General features: G+C 61.2%; 21 protein-coding genes and 1 riboswitch. Of the genes, 15 read left to right on the top strand and 6 right to left on the bottom strand.

The annotated features are described in order from the left end of the window. From BB029_RS10130 to BB029_RS10110, 5 genes are all read right to left on the bottom strand, one after another. On the bottom strand, positions 1 to 659 hold a 659-nt coding region (locus BB029_RS10130; RefSeq protein WP_141696514.1), incomplete at its 3' end, for a ribonucleotide-diphosphate reductase subunit beta. 607 nt (positions 660 to 1266) lie between these two features. Next, on the bottom strand, positions 1267 to 2550 hold the full coding sequence (locus BB029_RS10125; RefSeq protein ID WP_065939100.1) for an ABC transporter substrate-binding protein: 1284 nt from the start codon (positions 2548 to 2550) through the stop codon (positions 1267 to 1269). 38 nt (positions 2551 to 2588) lie between these two features. Beyond that, the gene (locus BB029_RS10120; RefSeq protein ID WP_065939099.1) at positions 2589 to 3857 is read right to left on the bottom strand and encodes a DUF1479 domain-containing protein; all 1269 of its coding nucleotides are present in this window, start codon (positions 3855 to 3857) and stop codon (positions 2589 to 2591) included. Between the two features lie 131 nt (positions 3858 to 3988). Beyond that, positions 3989 to 4852, bottom strand: coding sequence for an AraC family transcriptional regulator (locus BB029_RS10115; protein WP_065909199.1), 864 nt, complete (start codon positions 4850 to 4852; stop codon positions 3989 to 3991). 136 nt (positions 4853 to 4988) lie between these two features. After that, positions 4989 to 5258 carry a DUF2790 domain-containing protein gene (locus BB029_RS10110; RefSeq protein ID WP_027607759.1) on the bottom strand — a complete coding sequence of 90 codons (270 nt, stop codon included), beginning with the start codon at positions 5256 to 5258 and terminating at the stop codon, positions 4989 to 4991. Positions 5259 to 5669: 411 nt separating this feature from the next. Here BB029_RS10110 and acs point away from each other — a divergent pair, with 411 nt between their 5' ends. The 14 genes from acs (at position 5670) to astE (ending at position 21605) form a co-directional block, all read left to right on the top strand. Further along, on the top strand, positions 5670 to 7625 hold the full coding sequence (acs, locus tag BB029_RS10105; protein ID WP_027607760.1) for an acetate--CoA ligase: 1956 nt from the start codon (positions 5670 to 5672) through the stop codon (positions 7623 to 7625). Between the two features lie 542 nt (positions 7626 to 8167). Next, the gene (locus BB029_RS10100; RefSeq protein WP_065939098.1) at positions 8168 to 8953 is read left to right on the top strand and encodes an ABC transporter substrate-binding protein; all 786 of its coding nucleotides are present in this window, start codon (positions 8168 to 8170) and stop codon (positions 8951 to 8953) included. A gap of 91 nt (positions 8954 to 9044) precedes the next feature. Next, positions 9045 to 9734 carry an ABC transporter permease gene (locus BB029_RS10095; RefSeq protein WP_010208305.1) on the top strand — a complete coding sequence of 230 codons (690 nt, stop codon included), beginning with the start codon at positions 9045 to 9047 and terminating at the stop codon, positions 9732 to 9734. Next, positions 9731 to 10429, top strand: a complete 699-nt coding sequence (locus BB029_RS10090) for an ABC transporter permease (RefSeq protein ID WP_065939097.1) — start codon at positions 9731 to 9733, stop codon at positions 10427 to 10429. The genes BB029_RS10095 and BB029_RS10090 overlap by 4 nt, the downstream gene beginning before the upstream one ends. A gap of 1 nt (position 10430) precedes the next feature. After that, positions 10431 to 11543 carry a succinylglutamate desuccinylase/aspartoacylase family protein gene (locus tag BB029_RS10085; RefSeq protein ID WP_065926196.1) on the top strand — a complete coding sequence of 371 codons (1113 nt, stop codon included), beginning with the start codon at positions 10431 to 10433 and terminating at the stop codon, positions 11541 to 11543. A gap of 27 nt (positions 11544 to 11570) precedes the next feature. Then, positions 11571 to 12335, top strand: a complete 765-nt coding sequence (locus BB029_RS10080) for an ABC transporter ATP-binding protein (RefSeq protein WP_003214336.1) — start codon at positions 11571 to 11573, stop codon at positions 12333 to 12335. A gap of 218 nt (positions 12336 to 12553) precedes the next feature. Then, on the top strand, positions 12554 to 13534 hold the full coding sequence (gene argR, locus BB029_RS10075; protein WP_065939096.1) for a transcriptional regulator ArgR: 981 nt from the start codon (positions 12554 to 12556) through the stop codon (positions 13532 to 13534). Between the two features lie 252 nt (positions 13535 to 13786). Continuing rightward, complete coding sequence (locus BB029_RS10070; RefSeq protein WP_065939095.1) at positions 13787 to 15007, top strand: aspartate aminotransferase family protein; 1221 nt, start codon at positions 13787 to 13789, stop codon at positions 15005 to 15007. A 189-nt stretch (positions 15008 to 15196) separates the two neighbouring features. After that, positions 15197 to 16216 carry an arginine/ornithine succinyltransferase subunit alpha gene (aruF, locus tag BB029_RS10065; protein ID WP_003175655.1) on the top strand — a complete coding sequence of 340 codons (1020 nt, stop codon included), beginning with the start codon at positions 15197 to 15199 and terminating at the stop codon, positions 16214 to 16216. 49 nt (positions 16217 to 16265) lie between these two features. Next, positions 16266 to 17291 (top strand): arginine N-succinyltransferase, encoded by a 1026-nt coding sequence (astA, locus tag BB029_RS10060; RefSeq protein WP_065939094.1) that lies wholly within the window; start codon positions 16266 to 16268, stop codon positions 17289 to 17291. Further along, positions 17288 to 18757, top strand: coding sequence for a succinylglutamate-semialdehyde dehydrogenase (gene astD, locus BB029_RS10055; protein WP_168166803.1), 1470 nt, complete (start codon positions 17288 to 17290; stop codon positions 18755 to 18757). Before astA ends, astD begins: the two co-directional genes overlap by 4 nt. 156 nt (positions 18758 to 18913) lie before the next feature. Continuing rightward, positions 18914 to 20260, top strand: coding sequence for an N-succinylarginine dihydrolase (gene astB / locus BB029_RS10050; protein ID WP_065939092.1), 1347 nt, complete (start codon positions 18914 to 18916; stop codon positions 20258 to 20260). 38 nt (positions 20261 to 20298) lie between these two features. Continuing rightward, the gene (locus BB029_RS10045) at positions 20299 to 20589 is read left to right on the top strand and encodes a hypothetical protein (protein ID WP_027607770.1); all 291 of its coding nucleotides are present in this window, start codon (positions 20299 to 20301) and stop codon (positions 20587 to 20589) included. Positions 20590 to 20600: 11 nt separating this feature from the next. Continuing rightward, positions 20601 to 21605 (top strand): succinylglutamate desuccinylase, encoded by a 1005-nt coding sequence (astE, locus tag BB029_RS10040; protein WP_065939091.1) that lies wholly within the window; start codon positions 20601 to 20603, stop codon positions 21603 to 21605. A gap of 132 nt (positions 21606 to 21737) precedes the next feature. Here the strand turns inward: astE and BB029_RS10035 are convergent, their stop codons facing one another. Continuing rightward, a complete protein-coding gene (locus BB029_RS10035; protein ID WP_065926190.1) occupies positions 21738 to 22247 on the bottom strand; it encodes a 6,7-dimethyl-8-ribityllumazine synthase in 510 nt (169 codons plus the stop codon). A 113-nt stretch (positions 22248 to 22360) separates the two neighbouring features. Continuing rightward, positions 22361 to 22530, bottom strand: a riboswitch (FMN riboswitch). A 191-nt stretch (positions 22531 to 22721) separates the two neighbouring features. Here BB029_RS10035 and ltaE point away from each other — a divergent pair. Next, on the top strand, positions 22722 to 23726 hold the full coding sequence (gene ltaE, locus BB029_RS10030) for a low-specificity L-threonine aldolase (RefSeq protein WP_065939090.1): 1005 nt from the start codon (positions 22722 to 22724) through the stop codon (positions 23724 to 23726). Positions 23727 to 23842 lie beyond the last annotated feature (116 nt).

Genomic DNA, 23842 nt, shown 5'->3' with positions numbered 1-23842 from the left:
GCGACCGATGGGATCTCGTGGTACATGTTGAAGATCTCGCCTTCGTCCATGGCCAACGATTCGATGCAGTACTGGTAGGCGTGGGTGTGGATCGCTTCTTCGAAAGCCTGGCGCAGGATGTACTGGCGGCACTCCGGGTTGGTGATCAGGCGGTACACGGCCAGCACCAGGTTGTTGGCGACCAGGGAGTCGGCGGTGGAGAAGAAGCCGAGGTTGCGCATGACGATGCGGCGTTCGTCGTCGGTCAGGCCTTCGGGGTTTTTCCACAGGGCGATGTCGGCGGTCATGTTGACCTCTTGCGGCATCCAGTGGTTGGCGCAGCCGTCGAGGTATTTCTGCCAGGCCCAGTCGTACTTGAAGGGCACGAGTTGGTTGAGGTCGGCGCGGCAGTTGATCATGCGCTTTTCGTCAACGGCGACGCGGGCGGAGGCGCCTTCGAGTTCGGCGAGGCCTTCGGCGACGTCGAGTTTGTCCAGGGCAGCCTTGGCGCGGACGATGGCGGCGGAGTCACTGGCGGTGACGGCGCGGGCTTCGATGGCGGCGGCGGCGCCGGCACCGTCGAGTCGGTCCATGTTGGCTTCGGTGGCGTGGCCGGCGTTGGCGCCTTTGGTGGCTACTTCGCCGTCTTCTTCTTTGTCGAATTCGTCCCAGCTCAGCATGACGTGTCGTCTCCTGCGTGAGGGCTCAAAGGTGCCCGTGTGAAACCGGATGGTTGGGTGTTCACACGGCCCCAGGGCCGCGGTGGATCTTAAGGAATCGTTTGTTGCAACAGCTCGCGCAGGCAAATAAACGGAATTGGGTACCGGGTACTGCTTGAGGCTTGAGGGGCGGAGCGGTGGATGCATACTCCAGCGCAGGCTCAAGGTCTGGCTCTTCGTCCCTGTGTAAAGGGATATTGCAGGCCCGATTTACCCGCGCATTATAGGGAAAAATTCGGCTTTGTGTTGCGGCGGATGGCCTCAGCGGTCGGCCAAAATGCGTGGGGTTACGGCCAGAGTGTTGGTTTGTAAGGGTTTGCTGCTTGAGGATTTTTTTAGCGGCGAGTGGTGGTGTCCAATCGTCGGGAAATCGCCTTGTGGCTTGTATGCGGCTGTTGTGGCTAGCGGGCTTGCCCGCGCTGGGCTGCCAAGCAGCCCCAGTCAAGGCGCTGAGGTTTTCCTGAGAGAACTCAGCGCCTGATTTTGGGGCCGCTTCGCTGCCCGACGCGGGGCAAGCCCGCTCGCCACAGGGGAGTGTGGCGGCCTTGACGGTTGTTTAGATAGCGGATTACTGGGCCGCCGCTTTAATGCTGGCGAACATCTGCTTACCCGCCTTGGCCGGGTCCGCATCTTTATTGCTCATGAAGTTGCTTACCACATCAAACACCGCGCCCTGCACGGCTTGGGACGTTGACATGTTGAACGCCATGCTTGGCGCCAGCGTGCCGGCCTTTTCCGCCTGGGCGAAATCCTTGGCGGAAGCTTGGGCGCAGCTGTCGAATGGGCTCATGTCGAGGCCCTTGATGACCGGGATCGAGCCTTTGTTCTGGTTGAACACCGTTTGGAATTGCGGCTCCAGGGCGATCTTGGCCAGGTCGTCGCGGGCGGCGTTGTTACCGGGCGTGTCGTTTTTGCTCGACAGCTTGAACATCGCCAGTGAGTCGATGGTGTAGCTATAGATGCCTTGAGTGCCGGGGAAGGGCGCGCATTCATAGTCGGCGCCGGCCTTTTTGCCGACGGCGCTCCATTCGCTCTTGGCCCAGTCGCCCATGAGTTGCATGCCAGCCTGGCCGTTGATGACCTTGGCGGTTTCCATGTTCCAGTCCTGGCCGGCGCCGTTGGGGTCCATGTAGGTCTTCAGTTTGCGCAGGGCGACGAACACTTCGGTCATTTTCGGACCGGTGAAGGTGGCTTCGTCGTTGTCGATAAAGGCCTTTTTGAAGCCATCGGCGCCAAGGATGCTCAGTACCAGGCCTTCGAATACGGTGGTGTCCTGCCATGGCTGGCCGCCGTGGGCGATCGCGATAAAACCGGCGGCCTTGAGCTTGTCGCCGGCGGCGTAGAGTTCTTCCAGAGTGATCGGGGCATGGGCGACCCCGGCTTTGCGCAGCACGTCGGGGTTGGTCCAGAGCCAGTTGATGCGGTGGATATTCAGCGGCACGGCAACGTAGTGGCCGTCGAATTTCATCAGCTCGGCGATGCTCGGCGGCAGCAGGGTGTCCCAGTGGTTGGCCTGGGCGACGTTGTCGATGCTGGTCAGCAGGCCCAGCTTGCCCCATTCCTGGATGTCCGGCCCTTTGATTTGCGCGGCGGAGGGTGGGTTGCCGGACACTGCGCGAGTCTTGAGCACGGTCATGGCCGCCGCGCCACCGCCACCGGCGACGGCGCTGTTTTGCCAGGTGAAGCCGTCTTTTTCGATCAGTTGCTTGAGCACGTCGGCTGATTTGGCTTCGCCGCCCGACGTCCAGTAGTGGACGACTTCGACGCTGCCTTTGCTCTCAGCCGCCTGGGCGGTGAGCGTACAGAGGCTGGCGAAAGAGACTGCAAGGGCAAGGCGATTGAGGAGATTCATAGGGGATACCTTTATTTTGTTGTTATGGGCAGCGGTGTTTATTCCAATCCCAGGCCTTTGCGGCCCAGGCTGTTGAGTTGTCGAGGGGTGAAGCGGTCTTGCCACTGTTGCTCGTAGTCTTCCCGGGGGAAGTCGTTCGGCGAGACACCTTGCTCGAATGCCCTGAACACGTTCTTGGCGTAACGCAGATTTTTCGGACACATGGGGGCGGCCGGGACATACATCACATTGCCCCAGCCCTGCTGGTTTTCCACCGGGGCGACGCTGTGGATTACGTCGCAGTGCCACCACACCGAGTCGCCGGCGTGCACGTCCGGAATGGGTGTCATGCCCTGTACCAGCAACGGGTGCCATTTCTCTGAGATGGGCAGCACTTTGCCGGGCGCCACGCCGCACAATTCATCCTCGGGCACGTCGTCCAGCAGCGGGCGCAGCAGCATATAAGCCATGGCCTTGGGGATCGGCAGCGTATGCAGCACACCCTGGTCGGCACGCATATCGCACAGTGCCGTCCAGCCCTGGAAGGTGCGGAAGGCCGAGCATTTCACCGTGTCCTTGTAGGCATATTCGTCGACCTCGGTGCGATGCGCGGCATCCCATGGGTCGTACGCCTGGAAGTCATTGCGGTAGATCTTGTCGAAGACCTTCAGGTAGGCCGGATGCAGCCAGCGTTCCAGCGCCCCGGAGTCGGTATGCGGTCCAAGGCCTTTGGATGTGGTGCCCGGTGGGCGCCGGCGGACGCGGTCCGGGTACAGCGCGTTGATGTCCGGATCGAACCATTGCTGGCCTTGGGAATGGGTGGTCCACAACCGGTTGAGGAAGGATTGCGCAGCGCCCATGCGCCGGTGCTGACGCACTTGCATCTGGGCGTGGGACCAGTAGATCGGAAATATCTCCGGGCGGGAGGCGTCGAGGTTGCCGAAAAAGGTGTCAGCCGGGCCGCGATACACCCTGTCGAAATGGTTGTTGTCGAGGTAGTCCAGCAGGCTCTTGTCCCACCCCAGCACTTGCTCGCGCGCGAAGTGATTGCGGATCACCAGGCAGCCCCTGCGCTTGATCAGGGCGCGTTGCGCGTCCGTCACTTGGCCGTTGGCGATCGTGTCGAAATCCAGTTCCGGCCAAGCCGAACCGCTCAGCGCCTGCTGGGCTTTGATCGAGGCGATTTCATCGGCAATGAAAGCGCTGACCTCGGCAAACAAGGCGTTCACATCGCCGATCTGCGCGCGCAGGGTTTTCTTCATGTTGACGATGTTGCGCCGGTAGTCGTCCGGCAGCTCGGCACTTTCGAAGGCGTGATAATTACTCATGGGGTGGCCTGTATTGTTGTTATGCATACAGGTATGGAATCACCGGGGCTGCCTGGGCAGCAGTCCGGTTAGACGCGTTGAGCAGTACGATTGTGGCGTTTGTTGCGTCGTGAATGGAAGAATCGGCTTGGTTACTGGAAGTGATGCCCGTGCTGGGCGCGAAATTGCGAAGGCGTGAGACCTTTTAGCGCTTTGAACTGGCGATTGAACAACGCCTGGGAGACATAGCCGACCTGCTCGGCGATGGCACTGACCGCCAGGTTGCCCTGCATCAGCAGTGCACAGGCATGTCCGATGCGCAGGCGCACGATGTAGTCCAGCGCCGTGCAGCGTGTGTGTTTGCGAAACATGCGATGGAGGGCCGACACGCTGACGCACGCCATCTGCGCCAATTGCGGAATGCCCACGGGCTGGGCGTAGTGGGCATGCAGATAATCCAGCACGCGACGTATGCGCGGGTCTTCGATTACCTGAGGCGCGGCGTTTTCCACCGCAATACGCTGCGCGGCGACGTCTCGTGACAACAGGTTGAGCACGGTCAGCAAAGAGATCAGCCGCTGCGATGCATCCTGCTCGACCATGGCTTCGATCACGGGGCGCAGGACCCTTGAGGTGCTGTCACTGAAACTTAGCGCCTGCTGGGCTGCGGCCAGCAACGCGCGGGTCGGGGCCATTTCGGGAAACAGGCGCACCAGCGATTCCGCCCAGGCTTCGGAAAACCAGATGACGAGTGCGACGTGCGGCTGGGTCGGGTCAATACGTTCGGCAGACGACCAGCTGTGTGGCACGTTCGGGCCCACCAGAACCAGGTCGCCGTCGTCGTAGAGCGCCACATCGTTGCTGATATAGCGATGCCCGCGGCTATTGAGGGTGAGGGTCAGTTCGTATTCGGGATGGTGATGCCACTCAAACGGGATCGCCTCCGGCAGCCTGCGGTTCAGCAGGGTCCAGGAGGTATTGGCCTCGGTGGGGATCTTCTCGAAACTGGCTCGCATGAATGCATCCTGCTCTACAGGAAAGGTAGCGACGCCACAATCGTAGCATTAGATTCAAGCGAGGGGAGGGGGCCTCGCCGCAAGAACGATTTCTTGCGGCAAATAAGAGCACGCGCAGATCACACTAACTAAGTTGTTATCCGTTCGAACAGCCATTGCCCATTACATGGTAGTTAAGAATATGACGCTGACCCTGTGAGTCTTCATATTCCATCTTTACCGGCACAACTTCGCAAACTTCCGGGATTGTGCTCATGGACAATACTTTGGCCACATCCAGCTTGGTGCTATAGGTGTAGTCCTCAACAATCGGGGCGTTCTGGCCGGCCAGCTCGGTCGGGGCCTCGTCGGCCAGGGCGGCGGTGGCGCACAAGCTGCTGAGGGCCATAACTACGAGAGCTTTCATTTCTTTACTTACCTTCTTCAGGGCGAAAGGGGTCACGGGGCCCTTGTGAGGCCACGTGTGTAACTTAGGAATGGTTAGTTCGGATTAACGTGCCTTCGTGGGGGCTGTTACGTTGTTAATCACTGTTGTGTTAATCACAATGCCTTGGTTGGCGGAAGTGATTCTAGGCCTGCGGGTTATATTCATATACCCGTGCTTTTGATAAAGACTGTTGGCGGTTTTTGTAACAATCCCGTGGTAAAGGTTTTTTCACCCGCCTGCAAAGCCCCGCAGGCTGCGGGCCAGAGCGGCAAACGGGGATAGCAGGGCATTTTGTAGGGTCTTGTTACTACCATCGTCGAATGGTTCTATAGGCCCACCCCGGATACAACTGGGTCATACAACAACAACTATGTCACCGAGGTAAGAAAGATGAGTGCGGCTTCCCTGTACCCCGTTCGCCCCGAAGTAGCAGCCAACACGCTGACCGACGAGGCAACCTACAAGGCCATGTACCAGCAGTCGGTGGTCAACCCCGATGGCTTCTGGCGCGAGCAAGCCAAGCGCCTTGACTGGGTCAAGCCTTTCACCGCGGTGAAGCAGACCTCTTTCGACGATCACCATGTCGACATCAAGTGGTTCGCCGATGGCACCCTGAACGTTTCCTACAACTGCCTGGACCGTCACCTCGCCGAGCGCGGCGACCAGGCGGCGATCATCTGGGAGGGCGATGACCCTGCCGAGAGCCGTACCATCACCTACCGCGAGCTGCACGAAGAAGTCTGCAAGTTCGCCAACGCCCTGCGTGGCCAGGATGTACACCGCGGCGACGTGGTGACCATCTATATGCCGATGATCCCCGAAGCCGTGGTCGCCATGCTGGCGTGTACCCGCATCGGTGCGATCCATTCGGTCGTGTTCGGCGGTTTCTCGCCGGAGGCCCTGGCCGGTCGCATCATCGACTGTAAGTCGAAGGTGGTGATCACTGCCGATGAAGGCATTCGCGCCGGTAAGAAGATTCCGCTGAAAGCCAACGTCGACGATGCGCTGACCAACCCGGAAACCAGCAGCATCCAGAAGGTCATCGTGTGCAAGCGCACCAATGGCCAGATCAAGTGGAACCAGCATCGCGACATCTGGTACGAAGACCTGATGAAGGTGGCGGGCACCGTGTGTGCGCCCAAAGAGATGGGCGCCGAAGAAGCGCTGTTCATCCTCTACACCTCCGGTTCCACCGGCAAGCCCAAAGGCGTGCAGCACACCACCGGCGGCTACCTGTTGTACGCGGCCCTGACCCACGAGCGCGTATTCGACTACCGCCCGGGCGAAATCTACTGGTGCACCGCTGACGTCGGCTGGGTCACCGGCCACACGTATATTGTCTACGGCCCGCTGGCCAATGGCGCGACCACCTTGCTGTTCGAAGGTGTGCCGAACTACCCGGACATTACCCGGGTGGGTAAGATCGTCGACAAGCACAAGGTCAATATCCTCTACACCGCCCCGACCGCGATCCGCGCGATGATGGCGTCCGGCACCGCTGCCTGCGAAGGCGTCGATGGCAGCAGCCTGCGCCTGTTGGGCTCGGTGGGTGAGCCGATCAACCCGGAAGCGTGGGACTGGTACTACAAGAACGTCGGCCAATCCCGTTGCCCGATCGTCGACACCTGGTGGCAGACCGAAACCGGCGCCACCCTGATGAGCCCGCTGCCGGGTGCCCACGCACTCAAGCCGGGTTCTGCCGCGCGGCCGTTCTTCGGCGTGGTACCGGCGTTGGTGGACAACCTGGGCAACATCATCGAAGGCGCCGCCGAAGGCAACCTGGTGATTCTCGACTCGTGGCCAGGCCAGGCCCGTACCCTGTACGGCGACCATGACCGTTTTGTCGACACGTACTTCAAGACCTTCCGTGGCATGTACTTCACCGGTGACGGCGCCCGTCGCGATGAAGATGGCTACTGGTGGATCACCGGTCGTGTGGATGACGTGTTGAACGTGTCCGGCCACCGCATGGGCACCGCCGAGATCGAAAGCGCCATGGTTGCCCACCCTAAAGTCGCCGAAGCGGCGGTGGTGGGTGTGCCGCACGACATCAAGGGCCAGGGCATCTATGTGTATGTGACCCTGAAGAATGGCGAAGAACCCAGCGAAGCCCTGCGCCTGGAGCTGAAGAACTGGGTGCGCAAGGAAATCGGGCCGATTGCCTCGCCGGACGTGATCCAGTGGGCACCGGGTTTGCCGAAGACGCGCTCGGGGAAAATCATGCGCCGCATCCTGCGCAAGATTGCCACGGCCGAGTACGACGGGCTGGGCGATATTTCCACCCTGGCGGACCCGGGGGTAGTGGCGCATTTGATTGAGACCCACAAGACCATGAACGTCGCGTAAGGCGGGCTGGTCAGACAAAGCCCCATTCGGTGTGAGCCGAGTGGGGCTTTTTTGTGAGTGCTTGAAATCGGAGGAGATCCAAATAAATATCGGTTTTTCGCGTAGGAGGTTTCTGAATGTTACCGGGCGGCACAAATGTGTAACCCATCGCCCAAACATGAGGCAAAGGGCTACGCTTATGCCCCGAAAAACCGCGTTTTAGACACCCCGAGCCATAAGATTAAACGCCACACTTGCCGTGCTAGAAGGGTTTGCGAATAATAGGCCCGCAATTTGCAGCATCAACAGGTTTAATATCTTTTGTCTCTGCATAAAATTCAGAGGCTGTCAATGTGCTGGAACCGCTTTCTCAGTGCTTCTGTAAATTGTTGTCGCATTGAGGAAATATCGGCTTCCGGCCTGTCGTTAGAATGCCGATCACTCGCTCGTCGTCTCCACTGTTGAATTGGTGTAGGACGCAGCACCGCTATTCGGTTTCACTCAGTCGCATCGTGGGCCATGGCTCATACTGCTGTTTTGCCCTATACCGATGGAGTCCCAAGATGAAGAAACTCGTGCTGTTGGGCGCCCTGGCGCTGTCCGTGCTGTCCATGCAGGCTTTCGCTGAAGGCAAGCCTCTGAAAATTGGTATCGAAGCGGCTTACCCTCCGTTTGCCTCGAAGGCGCCGGATGGCAGCATCGTCGGTTTTGACTACGATATCGGCAACGCCCTGTGCGAAGAGATGCAGGTCAAGTGCACCTGGGTCGAGCAAGAGTTCGACGGCCTGATCCCTGCGCTCAAGGTGCGCAAGATCGACGCGATCCTGTCGTCCATGTCCATCACCGAAGACCGCAAGAAGTCCGTGGACTTCACCAACCGCTACTACCTGACCCCTGCGCGCCTGGTGTTGAAGGAAGGCACTGCGGTCAGCGACAGCCTGGATGAACTCAAAGGCAAGAAGATCGGCGTGCAGCGCGGTTCGATCCACGACCGTTTCGCCAAGGAAGTCCTGGCACCTAAAGGCGCCACCGTTGTGCCTTACAGCTCGCAGAACGAAATCTACCTGGACGTGGAAGCCGGTCGCCTCGACGGCACCGTGGCCGACGCCACCCTGTTGCAGGAAGGTTTCCTCGATACGCCAGCCGGTAAAGGCTATGCGTTCACCGGCCCGGCATTCACCGACGTCAAGTACTTCGGCGACGGTGTAGGCATCGCCGTGCGCAAAGGCGACAAGGAAAACCTGGACCGCATCAACGCTGCCATCGCCGCGATCCGTGCCAACGGTAAATACAAAGAAATCGAGAAAAAGTACTTCAACTTCGATATTTACGGCCCAGAAGCCAAGTAAGTACTCGCAGCTGTCTGTCCGAAATGGCGCAAGCAACAGAATTCCTGCGGTTTGCGCCATTTTTTCATCCCCCTTTTCGAGGACCTGAATCATGTTGAAAGGCTACGGGGCCGTCATCCTCGATGGCGCATGGTTGACGCTTCAGCTCGCCTTGTCGTCCATGGCCTTGGCCATTGTTCTGGGTCTGATCGGGGTCGCGTTACGCCTGTCGCCGGTGCGCTGGTTGGCCTGGCTGGGTGACTTGTACTCCACGGTGATCCGCGGGATCCCCGACCTGGTGCTGATCCTGCTGATTTTCTACGGTGGTCAGGACCTGCTTAACCGCGTCGCGCCGATGCTCGGCTATGACGACTATATCGACTTGAACCCCTTGGCCGCCGGTATCGGCACCCTGGGTTTCATCTTTGGCGCCTACCTGTCGGAAACCTTCCGTGGCGCCTTCATGGCCATCCCCAAGGGCCAGGCCGAAGCCGGCCTGGCGTATGGCATGAGCAGTTTCCAGGTGTTTTTCCGGGTGATGGTGCCGCAGATGATTCGGCTGGCGATCCCCGGGTTTACCAACAACTGGCTGGTACTCACCAAGGCCACCGCGCTGATCTCGGTGGTGGGCCTGCAAGACATGATGTTCAAGGCCAAGCAGGCGGCTGATGCCACCCGCGAGCCTTTTACCTTCTTCCTCGCAGTGGCGGCGATGTACCTGGTGATCACCAGTGTGTCGTTGCTGGCCCTGCGTCATCTTGAGAAGCGCTACTCGGTAGGCGTAAGGGCGGCTGATCTATGATCTTCGACTACAACGTCATCTGGGAGGCCATGCCGCTGTACCTTGGCGGCCTGCTGACCACCCTGAAACTGCTCGCCATCTCGCTGTTCTTCGGCCTGCTCGCCGCCTTGCCCCTGGGCTTGATGCGTGTGTCCAAGCAACCGGTCGTCAACGGTGCGGCCTGGCTCTACACCTACGTGATCCGCGGCACGCCGATGCTGGTGCAGCTGTTTTTGATCTACTACGGCCTGGCGCAGTTCGAAGCGGTGCGCGAGAGCGTCCTGTGGCCACTGCTGTCCAGTGCGACCTTCTGCGCGTGCCTGGCCTTTGCGATCAACACCAGCGCCTACACCGCCGAGATCATTGCCGGTAGCCTCAAGGCCACCCCCAATGGCGAGATCGAAGCGGCCAAGGCCATGGGCATGTCGCGCTACAAGCTGTACCGCCGCATCCTGCTGCCGTCGGCCCTGCGCCGCGCGCTGCCGCAGTACAGCAACGAAGTGATCATGATGCTGCAGACCACCAGTCTCGCGTCCATCGTCACCCTGATCGACATCACCGGTGCCGCGCGCACGGTCAACGCGCAGTTTTATCTGCCGTTCGAAGCCTACATCACCGCCGGCGTGTTCTACCTGTGCCTGACCTTTATCCTGGTGCGCCTGTTCAAATTGGCCGAGCGCCGCTGGCTGAGCTACCTGGCTCCACGGAAGCACTGATATGGAACGTATCGATCACCTGTTGCCATGGGGCCACCTGGGCTGCGAGCGCCAGCTGAGCGTGTTCCGTTTCGGCAGTGGCGAGCGCAAGGCCTATATCCAGGCCAGCCTGCACGCCGATGAATTGCCCGGCATGCGCGCCGCGTGGGAGCTGAAAAAACGCCTCGCTGAACTTGAAGCGCAAGGTGCCCTCAACGGCGTGATCGAGCTGGTGCCGGTGGCCAACCCGATGGGCCTGGGCCAATTGCTGCAAGGCAGCCATCAGGGCCGTTTCGAAGTGGGCAGCGGCAAGAATTTCAACCGCGATTTCGTTGAGTTGAGCGAGCCGGTGGCCGAGTTGCTCACCGGCAAGCTGGGGGATGATGCTCACGCCAACGTGCGCATGATTCGCCAGGCGATGGCCGATGCGCTCAACGCATTGCCCGAGCCGAGCAGCCAGTTGCAAGGCATGCAGCGCATCCTGCTGAGCCATGCGTGCAGCGCCGATATCGTCCTCGACCTGCACTGCGACGCCGAAGCCGCACTGCACATGTACGCGCTGCCCCAGCACTGGCCGCAGTGGCGTTCGCTGTCGGCGCACTTGAATGTGAAAGTCGGTCTGCTCGCGGAAGATTCCGGTGGCAGCTCGTTCGATGAGGCCTGCTCGTTGCCGTGGCTGCGGTTGTCCCGCGCCTTCCCCGACGCACAGATTCCGCTGGCCTGCCTGGCGACAACGCTGGAATTGGGCGGTCAGGCGGACACCGGCCGTGACGAAGCGATCTTCCACGCCGAAGGCATCCTCGCGTTTCTTGCCGAGCAAGGCCTGATCAAGGGCGAATGGCCGGCGCCGCAACACGAACCGTGCGAAGGCGTGCCCTTCGAAGGCACCGAATTGCTGTTTGCGCCCCACGCCGGGGTGATCAGTTACCTGCGTAAAGCCGGCGACTGGATCGAGAAGGGCGAGCCGATTTTTGAAGTGATTGATCCCCTGGAAGACCGCGTGAGCATTATCTGCGCAGGTACCTCGGGGGTGTTGTTTGCCGTTGAACGGCTACGTTATGCCCAAGCGGGTTTCTGGCTGGCCAAGGTGGCGGGGCGCGAAGCGCTGCGTCACGGGCGCTTGCTCAACGACTGACCACCTGTTTTTGTGAGAACCGACCGCATGTACAAACTTGAAGTCCAAGACCTGCATAAACGCTATGGCAGTCATGAAGTGCTCAAAGGCGTGTCCCTGGCCGCCGCAGCCGGCGATGTGATCAGCATCATCGGTTCCAGTGGCTCGGGCAAAAGTACCTTTTTGCGTTGCATCAACCTGCTGGAGCAACCCCACGCGGGCAAGATCCTGCTCAATAACGAAGAGCTGAAACTGGTGGCCAACAAGGACGGCGCCATGAAGGCCGCCGACCCTAAGCAGCTGCAACGCATGCGCTCGCGCCTGTCGATGGTGTTCCAGCATTTCAACCTGTGGTCGCACATGACCGCGCTGGAAAACGTGATGGAAGCGCCGGTGCACGTGCTGGGCATGTCGAAAAAAGACGCCCGTGAAAAGGCCGAGCACTACCTGGCCAAAGTCGGCGTGGGCCATCGCAAGGATGCGTTCCCGGGCCATATGTCCGGTGGAGAGCAGCAGCGCGTGGCGATTGCCCGAGCCCTGGCGATGGAACCGGAGGTGATGTTGTTCGACGAACCCACCTCGGCCCTCGACCCCGAGCTGGTGGGTGAAGTGCTCAAGGTCATGCAGGACCTGGCCCAGGAAGGCCGCACCATGGTGGTGGTGACCCACGAAATGGGCTTTGCCCGTGAAGTGTCGAACCAGCTGGTGTTCTTGCACAAAGGCATCGTCGAAGAGCGTGGCAACCCGCGGGAAGTGCTGGTCAACCCGCAATCCGAGCGGTTGCAGCAGTTCCTGTCTGGCAGCTTGAAATAATCAAGGCCGCTGCTCCCCCCTGTAGGAGCGAGCTCGCTCGCGAAGATCGTCAACGATAACGCGGGAAGCCTGATGCCCCGTGATGTTCTCAGGTTTTTTCGCGAGCAAGCTCGCTCCTACAGGAAAGCAGGTCTTTATTGTTTTTGAGCTTTGTGTTGGTTTACGGGCTAGCATTGGCCCTTGTCTTCATTACCGTTCTTCGCTTCGGATAGCACTCCATGACCGCCCACAAAATTGGTTTCCTGATTTGGCCCAGCACAAAAGCACTCACGCTTGCGCTGGCTGAGGAGGCCTTGCGCGTTGCTCAGCGGGTGCATCCGGAGGTGGTCTACGAGCTGTCGTTTTTGCTCGCAGAGCCGGCCGCCGAAGGCGCCTGGCAACTGCCGGGTGAACCGTGGGCCGGCAAGCTGGAAGGCTTCCAGAAACTGTTCCTGCTGGCGGACGAGCCGCCTGCCGTGATCGCCTCGCAACTGAGCACCGCCCTCAAGCAACTGGTGCGCGCCGGTTGTGTGATCGGCGGCTTGTCGGCCGGTGTCTACCCGTTGGCCCAGCTCGGCCTGCTCGACGGCTACCGCGCCGCCGTGCACTGGCGTTGGCAGGATGATTTTGCCGAGCGCTTCCCCAAGGTCATTGCCACCAGCCATCTGTTCGACTGGGACCGTGATCGCCTGACCGCTTGCGGCGGCATGTCGGTACTCGACCTGTTGCTGGCGGTGCTGGCCCGTGACCACGGTGCCGAACTGGCCGGTGCGGTGTCGGAAGAGCTGGTGGTGGAGCGCATTCGCGAAGGCGGCGAGCGCCAGCGCATCCCGCTGCAGAACCGCCTGGGCTCCAGCCATCCGAAGCTGACCCAGGCAGTGTTGCTGATGGAAGCCAATATCGAAGAGCCGCTGACCACCGACGAAATCGCCCAGCATGTGTGCGTGTCGCGACGACAACTGGAGCGGATCTTCAAGCAATACCTCAATCGCGTTCCCAGCCAGTACTACCTGGAACTGCGCCTGAACAAGGCCCGCCAGATGCTCATGCAAACCAGCAAGTCGATCATCCAGATCGGCCTGTCCTGCGGCTTCTCCTCGGGGCCACACTTCTCCAGCGCCTACCGCAACTTCTTCGGCGCCACCCCGCGCGAAGACCGCAACCAGCGCCGCAGCAGCAGCCCGTTCGAACTCTCGTCGGTGCCGTCCGAGCGTGGTTGACGTGGGGTGAATACGGTTGGCGCGGTGTGTCGCGTCCATCGAACAACTTCCCTGCATACTGCCGAAAAACCCTGCATCCGTTTAAACTGCGCCATTGCGACGCTATTTGTCGCATTGGCGTAAACCCGCGTAAAACGGGGGTTGGCGCTATAAGAAGTTGTCGCTTGGCGGCAAGGCCGCGCTGAAAACTGTCCTTACAATCCCTGCATCGCCCGCCAGTTCCAGGCAGGCGTTCCTCTTCAGGAGACTCCGATGTCCGTTGAGCAAGCCCCGGTGCAACGTGCCGATTTCGACCAGGTCATGGTTCCCAACTACGCACCTGCCGCATTCATCCCCGTGCGTGGCGCAGGTTCCCGTGTATGGGACCAGGCGGGTCGCGAGCTGATCGACTTTGCCGGCGGCATCGCGGTCAACGTGTTGGGCCACGCCCACCCGGCGCTGGTCGGTGCACTGACCGAACAGGCCAACAAGCTGTGGCACGTCTCCAACGTCTTCACCAACGAGCCGGCCCTGCGCCTGGCCCATAAGCTGATCGACGCCACGTTTGCCGAGCGTGTGTTCTTCTGCAACTCCGGCGCCGAAGCCAACGAGGCCGCGTTCAAGCTGGCCCGTCGCGTGGCGTTCGACCGTTTCGGCAGCGAGAAGTACGAGATCATTGCCGCGCTGAACAGCTTCCACGGCCGTACCCTGTTCACCGTCAACGTCGGTGGCCAGTCGAAGTACTCCGATGGTTTCGGGCCTAAAATCACCGGCATCACCCACGTCCCTTATAACGACCTGGAAGCGCTGAAAGCCGCCGTGTCGGACAAGACCTGCGCCGTGGTGCTGGAACCGATCCAGGGCGAAGGCGGCGTACTGCCGGCCGAACTGGCTTACCTGCAAGGTGCTCGCGAACTGTGCGACGCAAACAATGCGCTGCTGGTGTTCGACGAAGTGCAGACCGGCATGGGCCGCAGCGGCCATCTGTTTGCCTACCAGCACTACGGCGTGGTGCCCGACATCCTCACCAGCGCCAAGAGCCTGGGCGGCGGTTTCCCGATTGCGGCGATGCTTACCCGTGAAGACCTGGCCAAGCACCTGGTGGTCGGTACCCACGGCACTACCTACGGCGGCAACCCGCTGGCGTGCGCGGTGGCCGAAGCGGTCATCGACGTGATCAACACCCCTGAGGTGCTGGCCGGCGTCAACGCCAAGCACGACCTGTTCAAGGCGCGCCTGGAGCAGATCGGCAAGCAGTACGGCATCTTCACCGAAGTGCGTGGCATGGGCCTGCTGATCGGTTGCGTACTGAGCGATGCGTTCAAAGGCAAGGCCAAGGACGTGTTCAACGCGGCCGAGAAAGAAAACCTGATGATCCTGCAAGCCGGCCCTGACGTGGTGCGTTTTGCGCCGAGCCTGGTGGTGGAAGACGCGGACATCAACGAAGGCCTGGATCGCTTCGAACGTGCGGTAAAAGCGCTGACCCAAGCCTGATACATATCTGTCTGTCGGACCGGATCAAATGTGGGAGGGGGCTTGCCCCCGATGGCAGTTTGTCAGTTGATACATCCGGTGACTGATACACCGCTATCGGGGGCAAGCCCCCTCCCACATTAGGACCTGTGTTGTTCCTGACCTGTCCGGTATTTTTTCTTATGAGTTTTCGAGTTAAGGAGTGACACCATGCTGGTGATGCGCCCCGCGCAAATGGCTGATCTGGGCGAGGTACAGCGTCTGGCTGCGGACAGCCCGATTGGTGTCACCTCCTTGCCGGATGATGTGGAACGCCTGAGCGACAAGATCGCCGCCAGCGAAGCGTCCTTCGCGGCCGAGGTGAGTTTCAACGGTGAAGAAAGCTATTTCTTCGTGCTCGAAGACACCGAGACCGGCAAGCTCGCCGGCTGCTCGGCCATCGTCGCCTCGGCCGGTTACTCGGAGCCGTTCTACAGTTTTCGTAACGAGACCTTCGTGCACGCTTCCCGCGAGCTGAAGATCCACAACAAGATTCACGTGCTTTCCCAGTGCCACGACCTCACCGGCAACAGCCTGCTCACCAGTTTCTACGTGGTGCCGGAGCTGGTCGGTTCGCCGTGGTCGGAACTCAATTCCCGTGGCCGCCTGTTGTTCGTCGCCAGCCACCCCGAGCGCTTTGCCGATTCGGTGGTGACCGAGATTGTCGGCTACAGCGACGAGAACGGTGATTCGCCGTTCTGGGACGCCATCGGCCGCAACTTCTTCGACCTCAACTACGCCGCCGCCGAGCGCCTGTGCGGGCTGAAAAGCCGTACATTCCTCGCCGAGCTGATGCCGCATTACCCGATCTACGTGCCGCTGCTGCCGGACGAAGCCCAGGAAGCCATGGGCCAGGTGCACCCGCGTGCACAGATCACCTTCGACATCCTGATGCGTGAAGGCTTCGAGACTGACCACTACATCGACATCTTCGACGGCGGCCCGACGCTGCACGCACGGGTCTCGGGCATTCGCTCGATCGCCCAGAGCCGCGTGGTGCCGGTGAAGATCGGCGAGATGGTCAAGGGTGTCGGCCGCCAGTACCTGGTGAGCAACGCGCAGTTGCAGGATTACCGCGCGGTCATGCTGGAGCTGGACTACGCGCCGGGCAAACCGGTGACCCTGGACCTGGCAGCCGCCGAAGCCCTGGGCGTTGGTGAAGGCGCGAGTGTGCGCCTGGTAGCGGTATAAACAGAGTGTCGCGGGTGGCTGGCAGCAGCGGCCCGTCTGAGGAGATAGCATGATCGTTCGTCCCGTACGCAGCAGCGATTTACCGGCCCTGATTGATCTGGCGCGCAGCACCGGCACCGGCCTCACCACCTTGCCGGCCAACGAAGAGCGCCTGACCCACCGGGTAGGCTGGGCGGAAAAAACCTTTCGCGGCGACGCCGGGCGCGGTGATGCCGACTACCTGTTCGTGCTGGAAAACGACGAAGGTCGGGTGGTGGGGATTTCCGCCATCGCCGGTGCCGTCGGCCTGCGCGAGCCGTGGTACAACTTCCGGGTCGGCCTGACGGTCAGCGCCTCCCAGGAACTGAATATCTACCGTGAGATTCCGACGCTGTTCCTGGCCAACGACCTCACCGGCAATTCCGAGCTGTGCTCGTTGTTCCTGCATGCCGATTACCGCAACGGCCTCAACGGCCGCATGCTGGCCAAGGCACGCCTGCTGTTTATCGCCGAGTTCCCACAGCTGTTCGGCAACAAGATCATCGCCGAGATGCGTGGCGTGTCCAACGACGCCGGGCGTTCGCCGTTCTGGGAAAGCCTGGGCCGGCACTTCTTCAAGATGGAATTCAGCCAGGCCGATTACCTCACCGGCGTGGGCAACAAGGCGTTTATCGCTGAGCTGATGCCCAAGTTTCCGTTGTACAGCTGCTTCCTTTCCGAGGACGCGCGCAACGTGATCGGCAAGGTCCACCCGGACACCGAGCCGGCGTTGAGCATGCTCAAGAGCGAAGGCTTCAGCTACCAGGGCTACGTCGATATTTTCGACGCCGGCCCGGCCGTGGAGTGTGAAACCAGCAAGATCCGTGCGGTGCGTGACAGCCAGTCGCTGGTGTTGGCCATCGGCACACCGGGGGACGACGCCACGCCGTTCCTGATCCATAACCGCAAACGCGAAGATTGCCGCATCACCGCCGCACCGGCACGCCTGGCGGCCGGCACGCTGGTGGTCGATCCGCAAACCGCCAAGCGCCTGCAACTGGTGGTGGGTGATCAAGTGCGTGCCGTACCGTTGTCTGCTGCCCGGGAGTCGAAATAATGAATTCGCTGTATATCGCAGGTAGCTGGCTGGCTGGCCAGGGTGAACTGTTTGAATCGCGCAATCCGGTGACCCAGCAGGTGCTGTGGGCCGGTAATGGCGCCACGGTCGAGCAGGTCGAGTCGGCCGTGCAGGCCGCGCGCCAGGCGTTTCCGGCCTGGGCCCGGCGCCCGCTGGAAGAGCGCATCAGCGTGCTGGAAGCCTTCGCCGCGAGCCTGAAAAGCCGCGCCGATGAAATCGCCCGCTGCATCGGCGAGGAGACCGGCAAGCCGCTGTGGGAGTCGGCCACCGAAGTCACCAGCATGGCCAACAAGATCGCTATCTCGGTGCAAAGCTACCGCGAGCGTACCGGCGAGAAGAGCGGCCCCCTGGGCGACGCCACTGCTGTATTGCGCCACAAGCCCCACGGCGTGGTGGCGGTGTTTGGTCCTTACAACTTCCCCGGTCACCTGCCCAATGGGCATATCGTCCCGGCGTTGCTGGCGGGTAACACCGTGCTGTTCAAGCCCAGCGAGCTGACCCCGAAAGTCGCCGAGCTGACCGTGCAGTGCTGGATCGACGCCGGTTTGCCGGCGGGCGTGTTGAACCTGCTGCAAGGCGCGCGCGAGACCGGCATTGCGTTAGCCGCCAACCCCGGTATCGATGGGTTGTTCTTCACCGGGTCCAGCCGTACCGGCAATCATCTGCACCAGCAGTTCTCCGGGCGCCCGGACAAGATCCTGGCCCTGGAAATGGGCGGCAACAACCCGCTGGTGGTAGATGAAGTAGCCGACGTGGATGCGGCGGTCTACACCATCATCCAGTCGGCGTTTATCTCCGCCGGCCAGCGTTGCACCTGTGCCCGTCGCCTGCTGGTGCCGGAAGGCGCCTGGGGCGATGCGCTGCTGGCGCGGCTGGTGGCGGTGTGCGCGACGATTGAAGTCGGCGCGTTCGACCAGCAACCGCCGCCGTTCATGGGCTCGGTGATTTCCCTGGCGGCGGCAAAAGCCCTGATGGAGGCCCAGGAACTGATGTTGGCCAATGGCGCCGTGGCACTGTTGGAGATGACCCAGCCCCAGGACCAGGCCGCCTTGCTGACCCCAGGCATCATCGACGTGACCGGCGTGACCGAGCGCGAAGACGAAGAACTGTTCGGGCCGCTGTTGCAGGTGATCCGCTACGCTGATTTCGCGGCGGCGATTGCCGAAGCCAACAACACCCAGTACGGCCTGGCCGCGGGCCTGTTGTCCGATTCCGAGGCGCGTTACCAGCAATTCTGGCTGGAAAGCCGTGCCGGCATCGTCAACTGGAACAAACAGCTGACCGGCGCCGCCAGCACCGCGCCGTTCGGCGGGGTAGGGGCCTCGGGCAACCATCGCGCCAGTGCGTATTACGCGGCGGATTATTGTGCGTACCCGGTGGCGTCGTTGGAGACCCCGAGCCTGGTGATCCCCGCCACACTGACCCCCGGCATTACGCTGATCTAAATGTGGGAGGGGGCTTGCTCCCGATAGCGGTGAATCAGTCACCTGATTTATCAACAGACAGATTGCTATCGGGGGCAAGCCCCCTCCCACAGGGGGTCAGTGGTGTATTCAAGTAATTTGAAGCCTATAAAAACAGATGTTCGTGGAGCCTCGCCGATGAAATCCTATGAAGTCAATTTTGACGGTCTAGTGGGGCCGACCCATAACTACGGCGGTTTGTCCTTCGGCAACGTCGCGTCCCAGAGCAACAGCCAGCAGCATTCCAACCCCAGGGAAGCGGCGTTGCAGGGCCTGCAGAAAATGAAAGCCCTGATGGACATGGGCTTTGTGCAAGGCGTGCTCGCGCCCCAGGAACGTCCGGATGTAGCGGCGTTGCGCAACCTCGGTTTCAGCGGCACCGACGCCCAGGTCATCCAGCAGGCGGCCAAGCAGGCCATGCCGTTGTTGGTCGCCAGCTGCTCGGCATCGAGCATGTGGGTGGCCAACGCCGCCACCGTCAGCCCGAGCGCCGACACGGCAGATGGCCGCGTGCATTTCACCGCCGCCAACCTCAATTGCAAATACCACCGCAGCATCGAACACCCCACCACCAGCCGCGTGCTGGGGGCGATGTTTGCCGACCAGAAACACTTTGCCCACCACGCCGCCTTACCGGCGGTGGCGCAGTTCGGCGACGAAGGCGCGGCCAACCACACGCGTTTCTGCCGTGAGTATGGCGACGCGGGGGTGGAGTTTTTCGTGTTCGGGCGCAGCGCGTTCGACCCCCGTTACCCGGCCCCGCAGAAGTACCCGGCGCGCCAGACCCTCGAAGCCTCCCAGGCCGTCGCCCGCCTGCATGGCCTGAAGGATGAAGGCGTGGTCTACGCCCAGCAGAACCCGGCGGTGATCGATGCCGGCGTGTTCCACAACGACGTGATCGCGGTGGGCAACGGCGAGGTGCTGTTCTATCACGAGGACGCGTTCCTCAATACCGAGCAGATGCTGGCCGAGTTGCAAGGCAAGTTGGGCGCGCTGGGCGGCAACTTCCAGGCGGTGTGTGTGCCGCGTGCCCAGGTCAGCGTCGAGGACGCGGTGCGTTCCTACCTGTTCAACAGCCAGTTGCTGACCCGTGCCGACGGTTCGATGCTGCTGATCGTGCCGGAAGAATGCCGCGCCAACGAGCGCGTCTGGCAGTACCTGCAAGGCCTGACGGCGTCCGCGGGGCTGATCCGCGAAGTCAAAGTCTTCGACCTCAAGCAAAGCATGCAGAACGGCGGCGGCCCGGCGTGCCTGCGCCTGCGCGTGGCCCTCAATGAAACCGAGCTGGCAGCGGTGAACCCAGGGGTTATCATGACCGCGCCGTTGTACGACACACTGACCCAATGGGTCGACAAGCACTACCGCGACAGCCTGCGCGAAACCGACCTGGCTGACCCGCAATTGCTGCTTGAGTGCCGGACGGCACTGGATGAACTGACGCAAATCCTTAAACTGGGCTCGGTTTATCCTTTCCAGATCAATTAACGCCACCTCTTTTTACACCCTATGGCTGAGAATTATTTATGAGCACCGACACCCTGCAACTGATCCTTGAAGACACCGACGGCACCCAGCTGGAAACCTCCTGCACCCGCGTCGCCGTGGTCTGGCAGGGCAAGGAAATCTGGATCCAGCACGACGGCCGTGGCCAACTGCTGATCGGTGTGGATGTGGAAGAAGGCGACGCCGAATACGCCAACCTGCTAATGCGTCCGCTGGCCACCAACCTGATGAGCCTGCAACTGGAAATGGAACCGGCCGACGTTGAAGGTGATGATGACGATCACGTCCACGGCCCAGGCTGCAACCACTAAGGAAGCTGCGTATGCTCGCCCTTGGCAAACTGCTTGAACTGACCCTCGCCGGTCGCGAACCGGCGCAAAAAATTCAACTGACTGTCGACGGCGTGCAGATGCGCTGGCTCAGCGAGGGTGCACTCGAAGTGCGCCCGCCGCAGGCAACGGACAATGGCCGCGACCTGCTGCTGTCGTCCGGCATCCATGGCAACGAAACCGCGCCGATCGAATTGCTCGACCGCCTGTTGCATGGCATCGCCCGTGGGGAGATCAAACCCCGCACCCGTATTCTGTTCCTGTTCGGCAACCCCGAGGCCATGCGCCGCGGTGAGCGTTACCTTGAATTGGACGTCAACCGGCTGTTCAACGGCCGGCATGAAAAAAACATCGGCCCCGAAGCCATGCGCGCCGCCGAGCTTGAACAACTGGCCCGCAGCTTCTTCAGCCAGCCTGGCCGTTCGCGCCTGCATTACGACCTGCACACCGCCATCCGCGGCTCGAAGATCGAGCAGTTTGCGCTGTACCCCTGGAAGGAAGGGCGCCAGCATTCACGCCACGAACTGGCGCGCCTGAACGCTGCCGGCATGGAAGCGGTGCTGCTGCAGAACAAGAGCTCGATCACCTTCACCGCGTTTACCTACGAGCAGCTGGAGGCCGAGGCCTTCACCCTGGAACTGGGCAAGGCGCGGCCGTTCGGGCACAACCAGGGCGTGAATGTCTCCCGCCTGGAGCTGCGCCTCAAGCAGATCATAGAAGGCACCGAGCCTGAGACTGACAGCCTGGACGGGTTGAAACTGTTCGCCGTGTCGCGGGAAGTCATCAAGCACAGCGACGCATTCCTGCTGCACTTGCCGGCGGACGTGGAAAACTTTTCGGAGTTGGAAAAGGGTTATCTGCTGGCCGAAGACGTGGCCAAGACCCGTTGGGTGATCGAGGAGGAGGGTGCGCGCATCATCTTCCCCAACCCGAAGGTGAAGAATGGTTTGCGGGCGGGGATATTGATTGTGCCGACCACAGGGGCCGGGCTGGCGTAGATCTGAGCCTTAACCTGGTCCAAATGTGGGAGGGGGCTTGCCCCCGATAGCAGTGTGTCAGTCAGCTCATCTGGAGCTGAGACACCGCCATCGGGGGCAAGCCCCCTCCCACATTTTGTTTTGCAGTGTTGCTTAGACCGCTACAGCCCGTGGCTCGCTGCGACGGATCGCCCGCACCTTGTGCAGGGTGTCGGCGCATGTACGTGCAGCTTCCTGGCCCTTGTGCACGAAGTGCTCATGGAAGAACGCGGTGTGTTCACTGCCGGCGTGGAAGTGATGCGGCGTCAGGGACACCGAGAACACCGGCACTTCGGTTTCCAGCTGAACCTGCATCAGGCCGCTGACCACCGACTGGGCGACGAACTCGTGACGGTAGATCCCGCCGTCCACCACCAGCGCGGCGGCCACGATACCGGCGTAACGACCGGTCTTGGCCAGCAGCTTGGCGTGCAGGGGCATTTCAAAGGCGCCGCCGACTTCGAAGAAATCGATGTCCGATTCCTGGTAGCCCTGGGCGATCATTTCGGCGAGGAAGCCTTTGCGCGATTGGTCGACAATATCCTTGTGCCAGCAGGCCTGGATAAACGCGACGCGCTCGCCGTGATGGTTTTTGCTTTTGCTGTCGATTGCGGTGGGTTGCATGTTCTGACTCCTGTTTAAGAAAAAAACAGGGCGTTATGAATCGAATGGGATTTAAGGGTACGAACCGCCGAGTCATGCAGGCATGCGCTCAGCGTGCGGCCCTTAGGTGCCAATCCCGTTCTCTCTTCATCCGGACTATGACCGTCGGCCCCGGGATCACACCGGGTCTGCTGACCTTGTCGCCGTCCTGCGTGAGCAGTTCGAGGCGCCAAGCGCTCGCGGGCTATGCACATTGCGTGCAATTACCGCCGGTGGGGAATTGCACCCCGCCCTGAGAACGTTGCCACCAGAACCCTGGTGGCGGAGAGTTTTTAACATGGTTTTTCATAAACTGCACGAGCGTCGTATCGATAAGCTATATCGGTTTGTTTGGTTGGTATTCGATTGAGAACGCGTGGGGCTTGATATTCCGCGGCTTTGCCCGCAGTAATCATCTTCATAAGAATCTTAATGAACCCATTCGAGGCTTGTTTCATGTCTGTGATCGACCTGCGCAGCGACACCGTGACCCAACCCACCGCCGGCATGCTCGACGCCATGGCCAATGCCGCCAGCGGCGATGACGTCTACGGCGAAGACCCCAGCGTCAACCGCCTGGAGGCCGAGCTGGCCAAGCGCCTGGGCTTTGCGGCCGCGCTGTTCGTGCCCACAGGCACCATGAGCAACCTGCTGGCGCTGATGGCCCACTGTGAGCGTGGCGAGGAGTACATCGTCGGCCAGCAGGCCCACACCTACAGATACGAGGGCGGCGGGGCGGCCGTGCTGGGTTCGATCCAGCCGCAGCCGCTGGACGTGCAGGCGGATGGCTCCCTCGACCTGAATCAGGTGCTCGAGGCCATCAAGCCCGACGACTTCCACTTCGCCCGCACCCGCCTGCTGGCCCTGGAAAACACCATGCAGGGCAAGGTGTTGCCGCTGGACTACCTGGCGAAGGCGCGGGCGTTGACCCGCGAACATGGCCTGGCCCTGCACCTGGATGGCGCGCGACTCTACAACGCGGCGGTCAAGCTTGGGGTCGATGCACGGGAGATCGCCCAGCATTTCGACTCGGTGTCGGTGTGCCTGTCCAAGGGCCTTGGTGCACCGATCGGCTCGGTGCTGTGCGGCTCCACGGCATTGATCGCCAAGGCGCGCCGTTTGCGCAAGATGGTCGGCGGTGGCATGCGCCAGGCCGGTTCCCTGGCGGCAGCGGGGCTGTACGCCCTGGATCACCAGGTGCAGCGCCTGGCCGACGACCACGCCAATGCGCAATGGCTGGGCGATGAGCTGCGCAACGCCGGTTACGCGGTGGAGCCGGTGCAGACCAACATGGTCTATGTGCAGATCGGCGACCAGGCCCAGGCCTTGAAGGCGTTTGCCGCCGAGCGTGGGATCAAGTTGAGTGCTGCGCCGCGCCTGCGCATGGTGACGCATCTGGATGTGAGCCGGGTGCAGATCGAGCAAGTGCTCAAGGCATTCGTCGATTTTTCGCGCAAATGAGTGTGCAGACCGTCTAATTGAGCCTCTCTATCGCATAAACACGCTGTACCACCGGCAAAGGGCCGATATAATGCGGCCTTTTGCCGTCGCTCCGTCTGATGATGTTGCGCACTGGC

The sequence above is a fragment of the Pseudomonas sp. S3E12 genome (assembly GCF_001702295.1).
In the GTDB taxonomy this organism is placed as follows: domain Bacteria; phylum Pseudomonadota; class Gammaproteobacteria; order Pseudomonadales; family Pseudomonadaceae; genus Aquipseudomonas; species Aquipseudomonas marginalis.
The sequence above is the reverse complement of the archived record's forward strand: the minus strand, read 5'-3'. Positions and strand labels throughout refer to the sequence as shown.

Coding starts and splice junctions, on each gene's coding strand:
- argR (WP_065939096.1), top strand. CDS start 12,554: ATGACCGCCCACAAAATTGGTTTCCTGATTTGGCCCAGCACAAAAGCA.
- BB029_RS10080 (WP_003214336.1), top strand. CDS start 11,571: ATGTACAAACTTGAAGTCCAAGACCTGCATAAACGCTATGGCAGTCAT.
- BB029_RS10070 (WP_065939095.1), top strand. CDS start 13,787: ATGTCCGTTGAGCAAGCCCCGGTGCAACGTGCCGATTTCGACCAGGTC.
- BB029_RS10085 (WP_065926196.1), top strand. CDS start 10,431: ATGGAACGTATCGATCACCTGTTGCCATGGGGCCACCTGGGCTGCGAG.
- BB029_RS10115 (WP_065909199.1), bottom strand. CDS start 4,852: ATGCGAGCCAGTTTCGAGAAGATCCCCACCGAGGCCAATACCTCCTGG.
- BB029_RS10090 (WP_065939097.1), top strand. CDS start 9,731: ATGATCTTCGACTACAACGTCATCTGGGAGGCCATGCCGCTGTACCTT.
- aruF (WP_003175655.1), top strand. CDS start 15,197: ATGCTGGTGATGCGCCCCGCGCAAATGGCTGATCTGGGCGAGGTACAG.
- ltaE (WP_065939090.1), top strand. CDS start 22,722: ATGTCTGTGATCGACCTGCGCAGCGACACCGTGACCCAACCCACCGCC.
- astB (WP_065939092.1), top strand. CDS start 18,914: ATGAAATCCTATGAAGTCAATTTTGACGGTCTAGTGGGGCCGACCCAT.
- BB029_RS10100 (WP_065939098.1), top strand. CDS start 8,168: ATGAAGAAACTCGTGCTGTTGGGCGCCCTGGCGCTGTCCGTGCTGTCC.
- astE (WP_065939091.1), top strand. CDS start 20,601: ATGCTCGCCCTTGGCAAACTGCTTGAACTGACCCTCGCCGGTCGCGAA.
- BB029_RS10045 (WP_027607770.1), top strand. CDS start 20,299: ATGAGCACCGACACCCTGCAACTGATCCTTGAAGACACCGACGGCACC.
- BB029_RS10120 (WP_065939099.1), bottom strand. CDS start 3,857: ATGAGTAATTATCACGCCTTCGAAAGTGCCGAGCTGCCGGACGACTAC.
- BB029_RS10095 (WP_010208305.1), top strand. CDS start 9,045: ATGTTGAAAGGCTACGGGGCCGTCATCCTCGATGGCGCATGGTTGACG.
- BB029_RS10035 (WP_065926190.1), bottom strand. CDS start 22,247: ATGCAACCCACCGCAATCGACAGCAAAAGCAAAAACCATCACGGCGAG.
- BB029_RS10125 (WP_065939100.1), bottom strand. CDS start 2,550: ATGAATCTCCTCAATCGCCTTGCCCTTGCAGTCTCTTTCGCCAGCCTC.
- astA (WP_065939094.1), top strand. CDS start 16,266: ATGATCGTTCGTCCCGTACGCAGCAGCGATTTACCGGCCCTGATTGAT.
- BB029_RS10110 (WP_027607759.1), bottom strand. CDS start 5,258: ATGAAAGCTCTCGTAGTTATGGCCCTCAGCAGCTTGTGCGCCACCGCC.
- acs (WP_027607760.1), top strand. CDS start 5,670: ATGAGTGCGGCTTCCCTGTACCCCGTTCGCCCCGAAGTAGCAGCCAAC.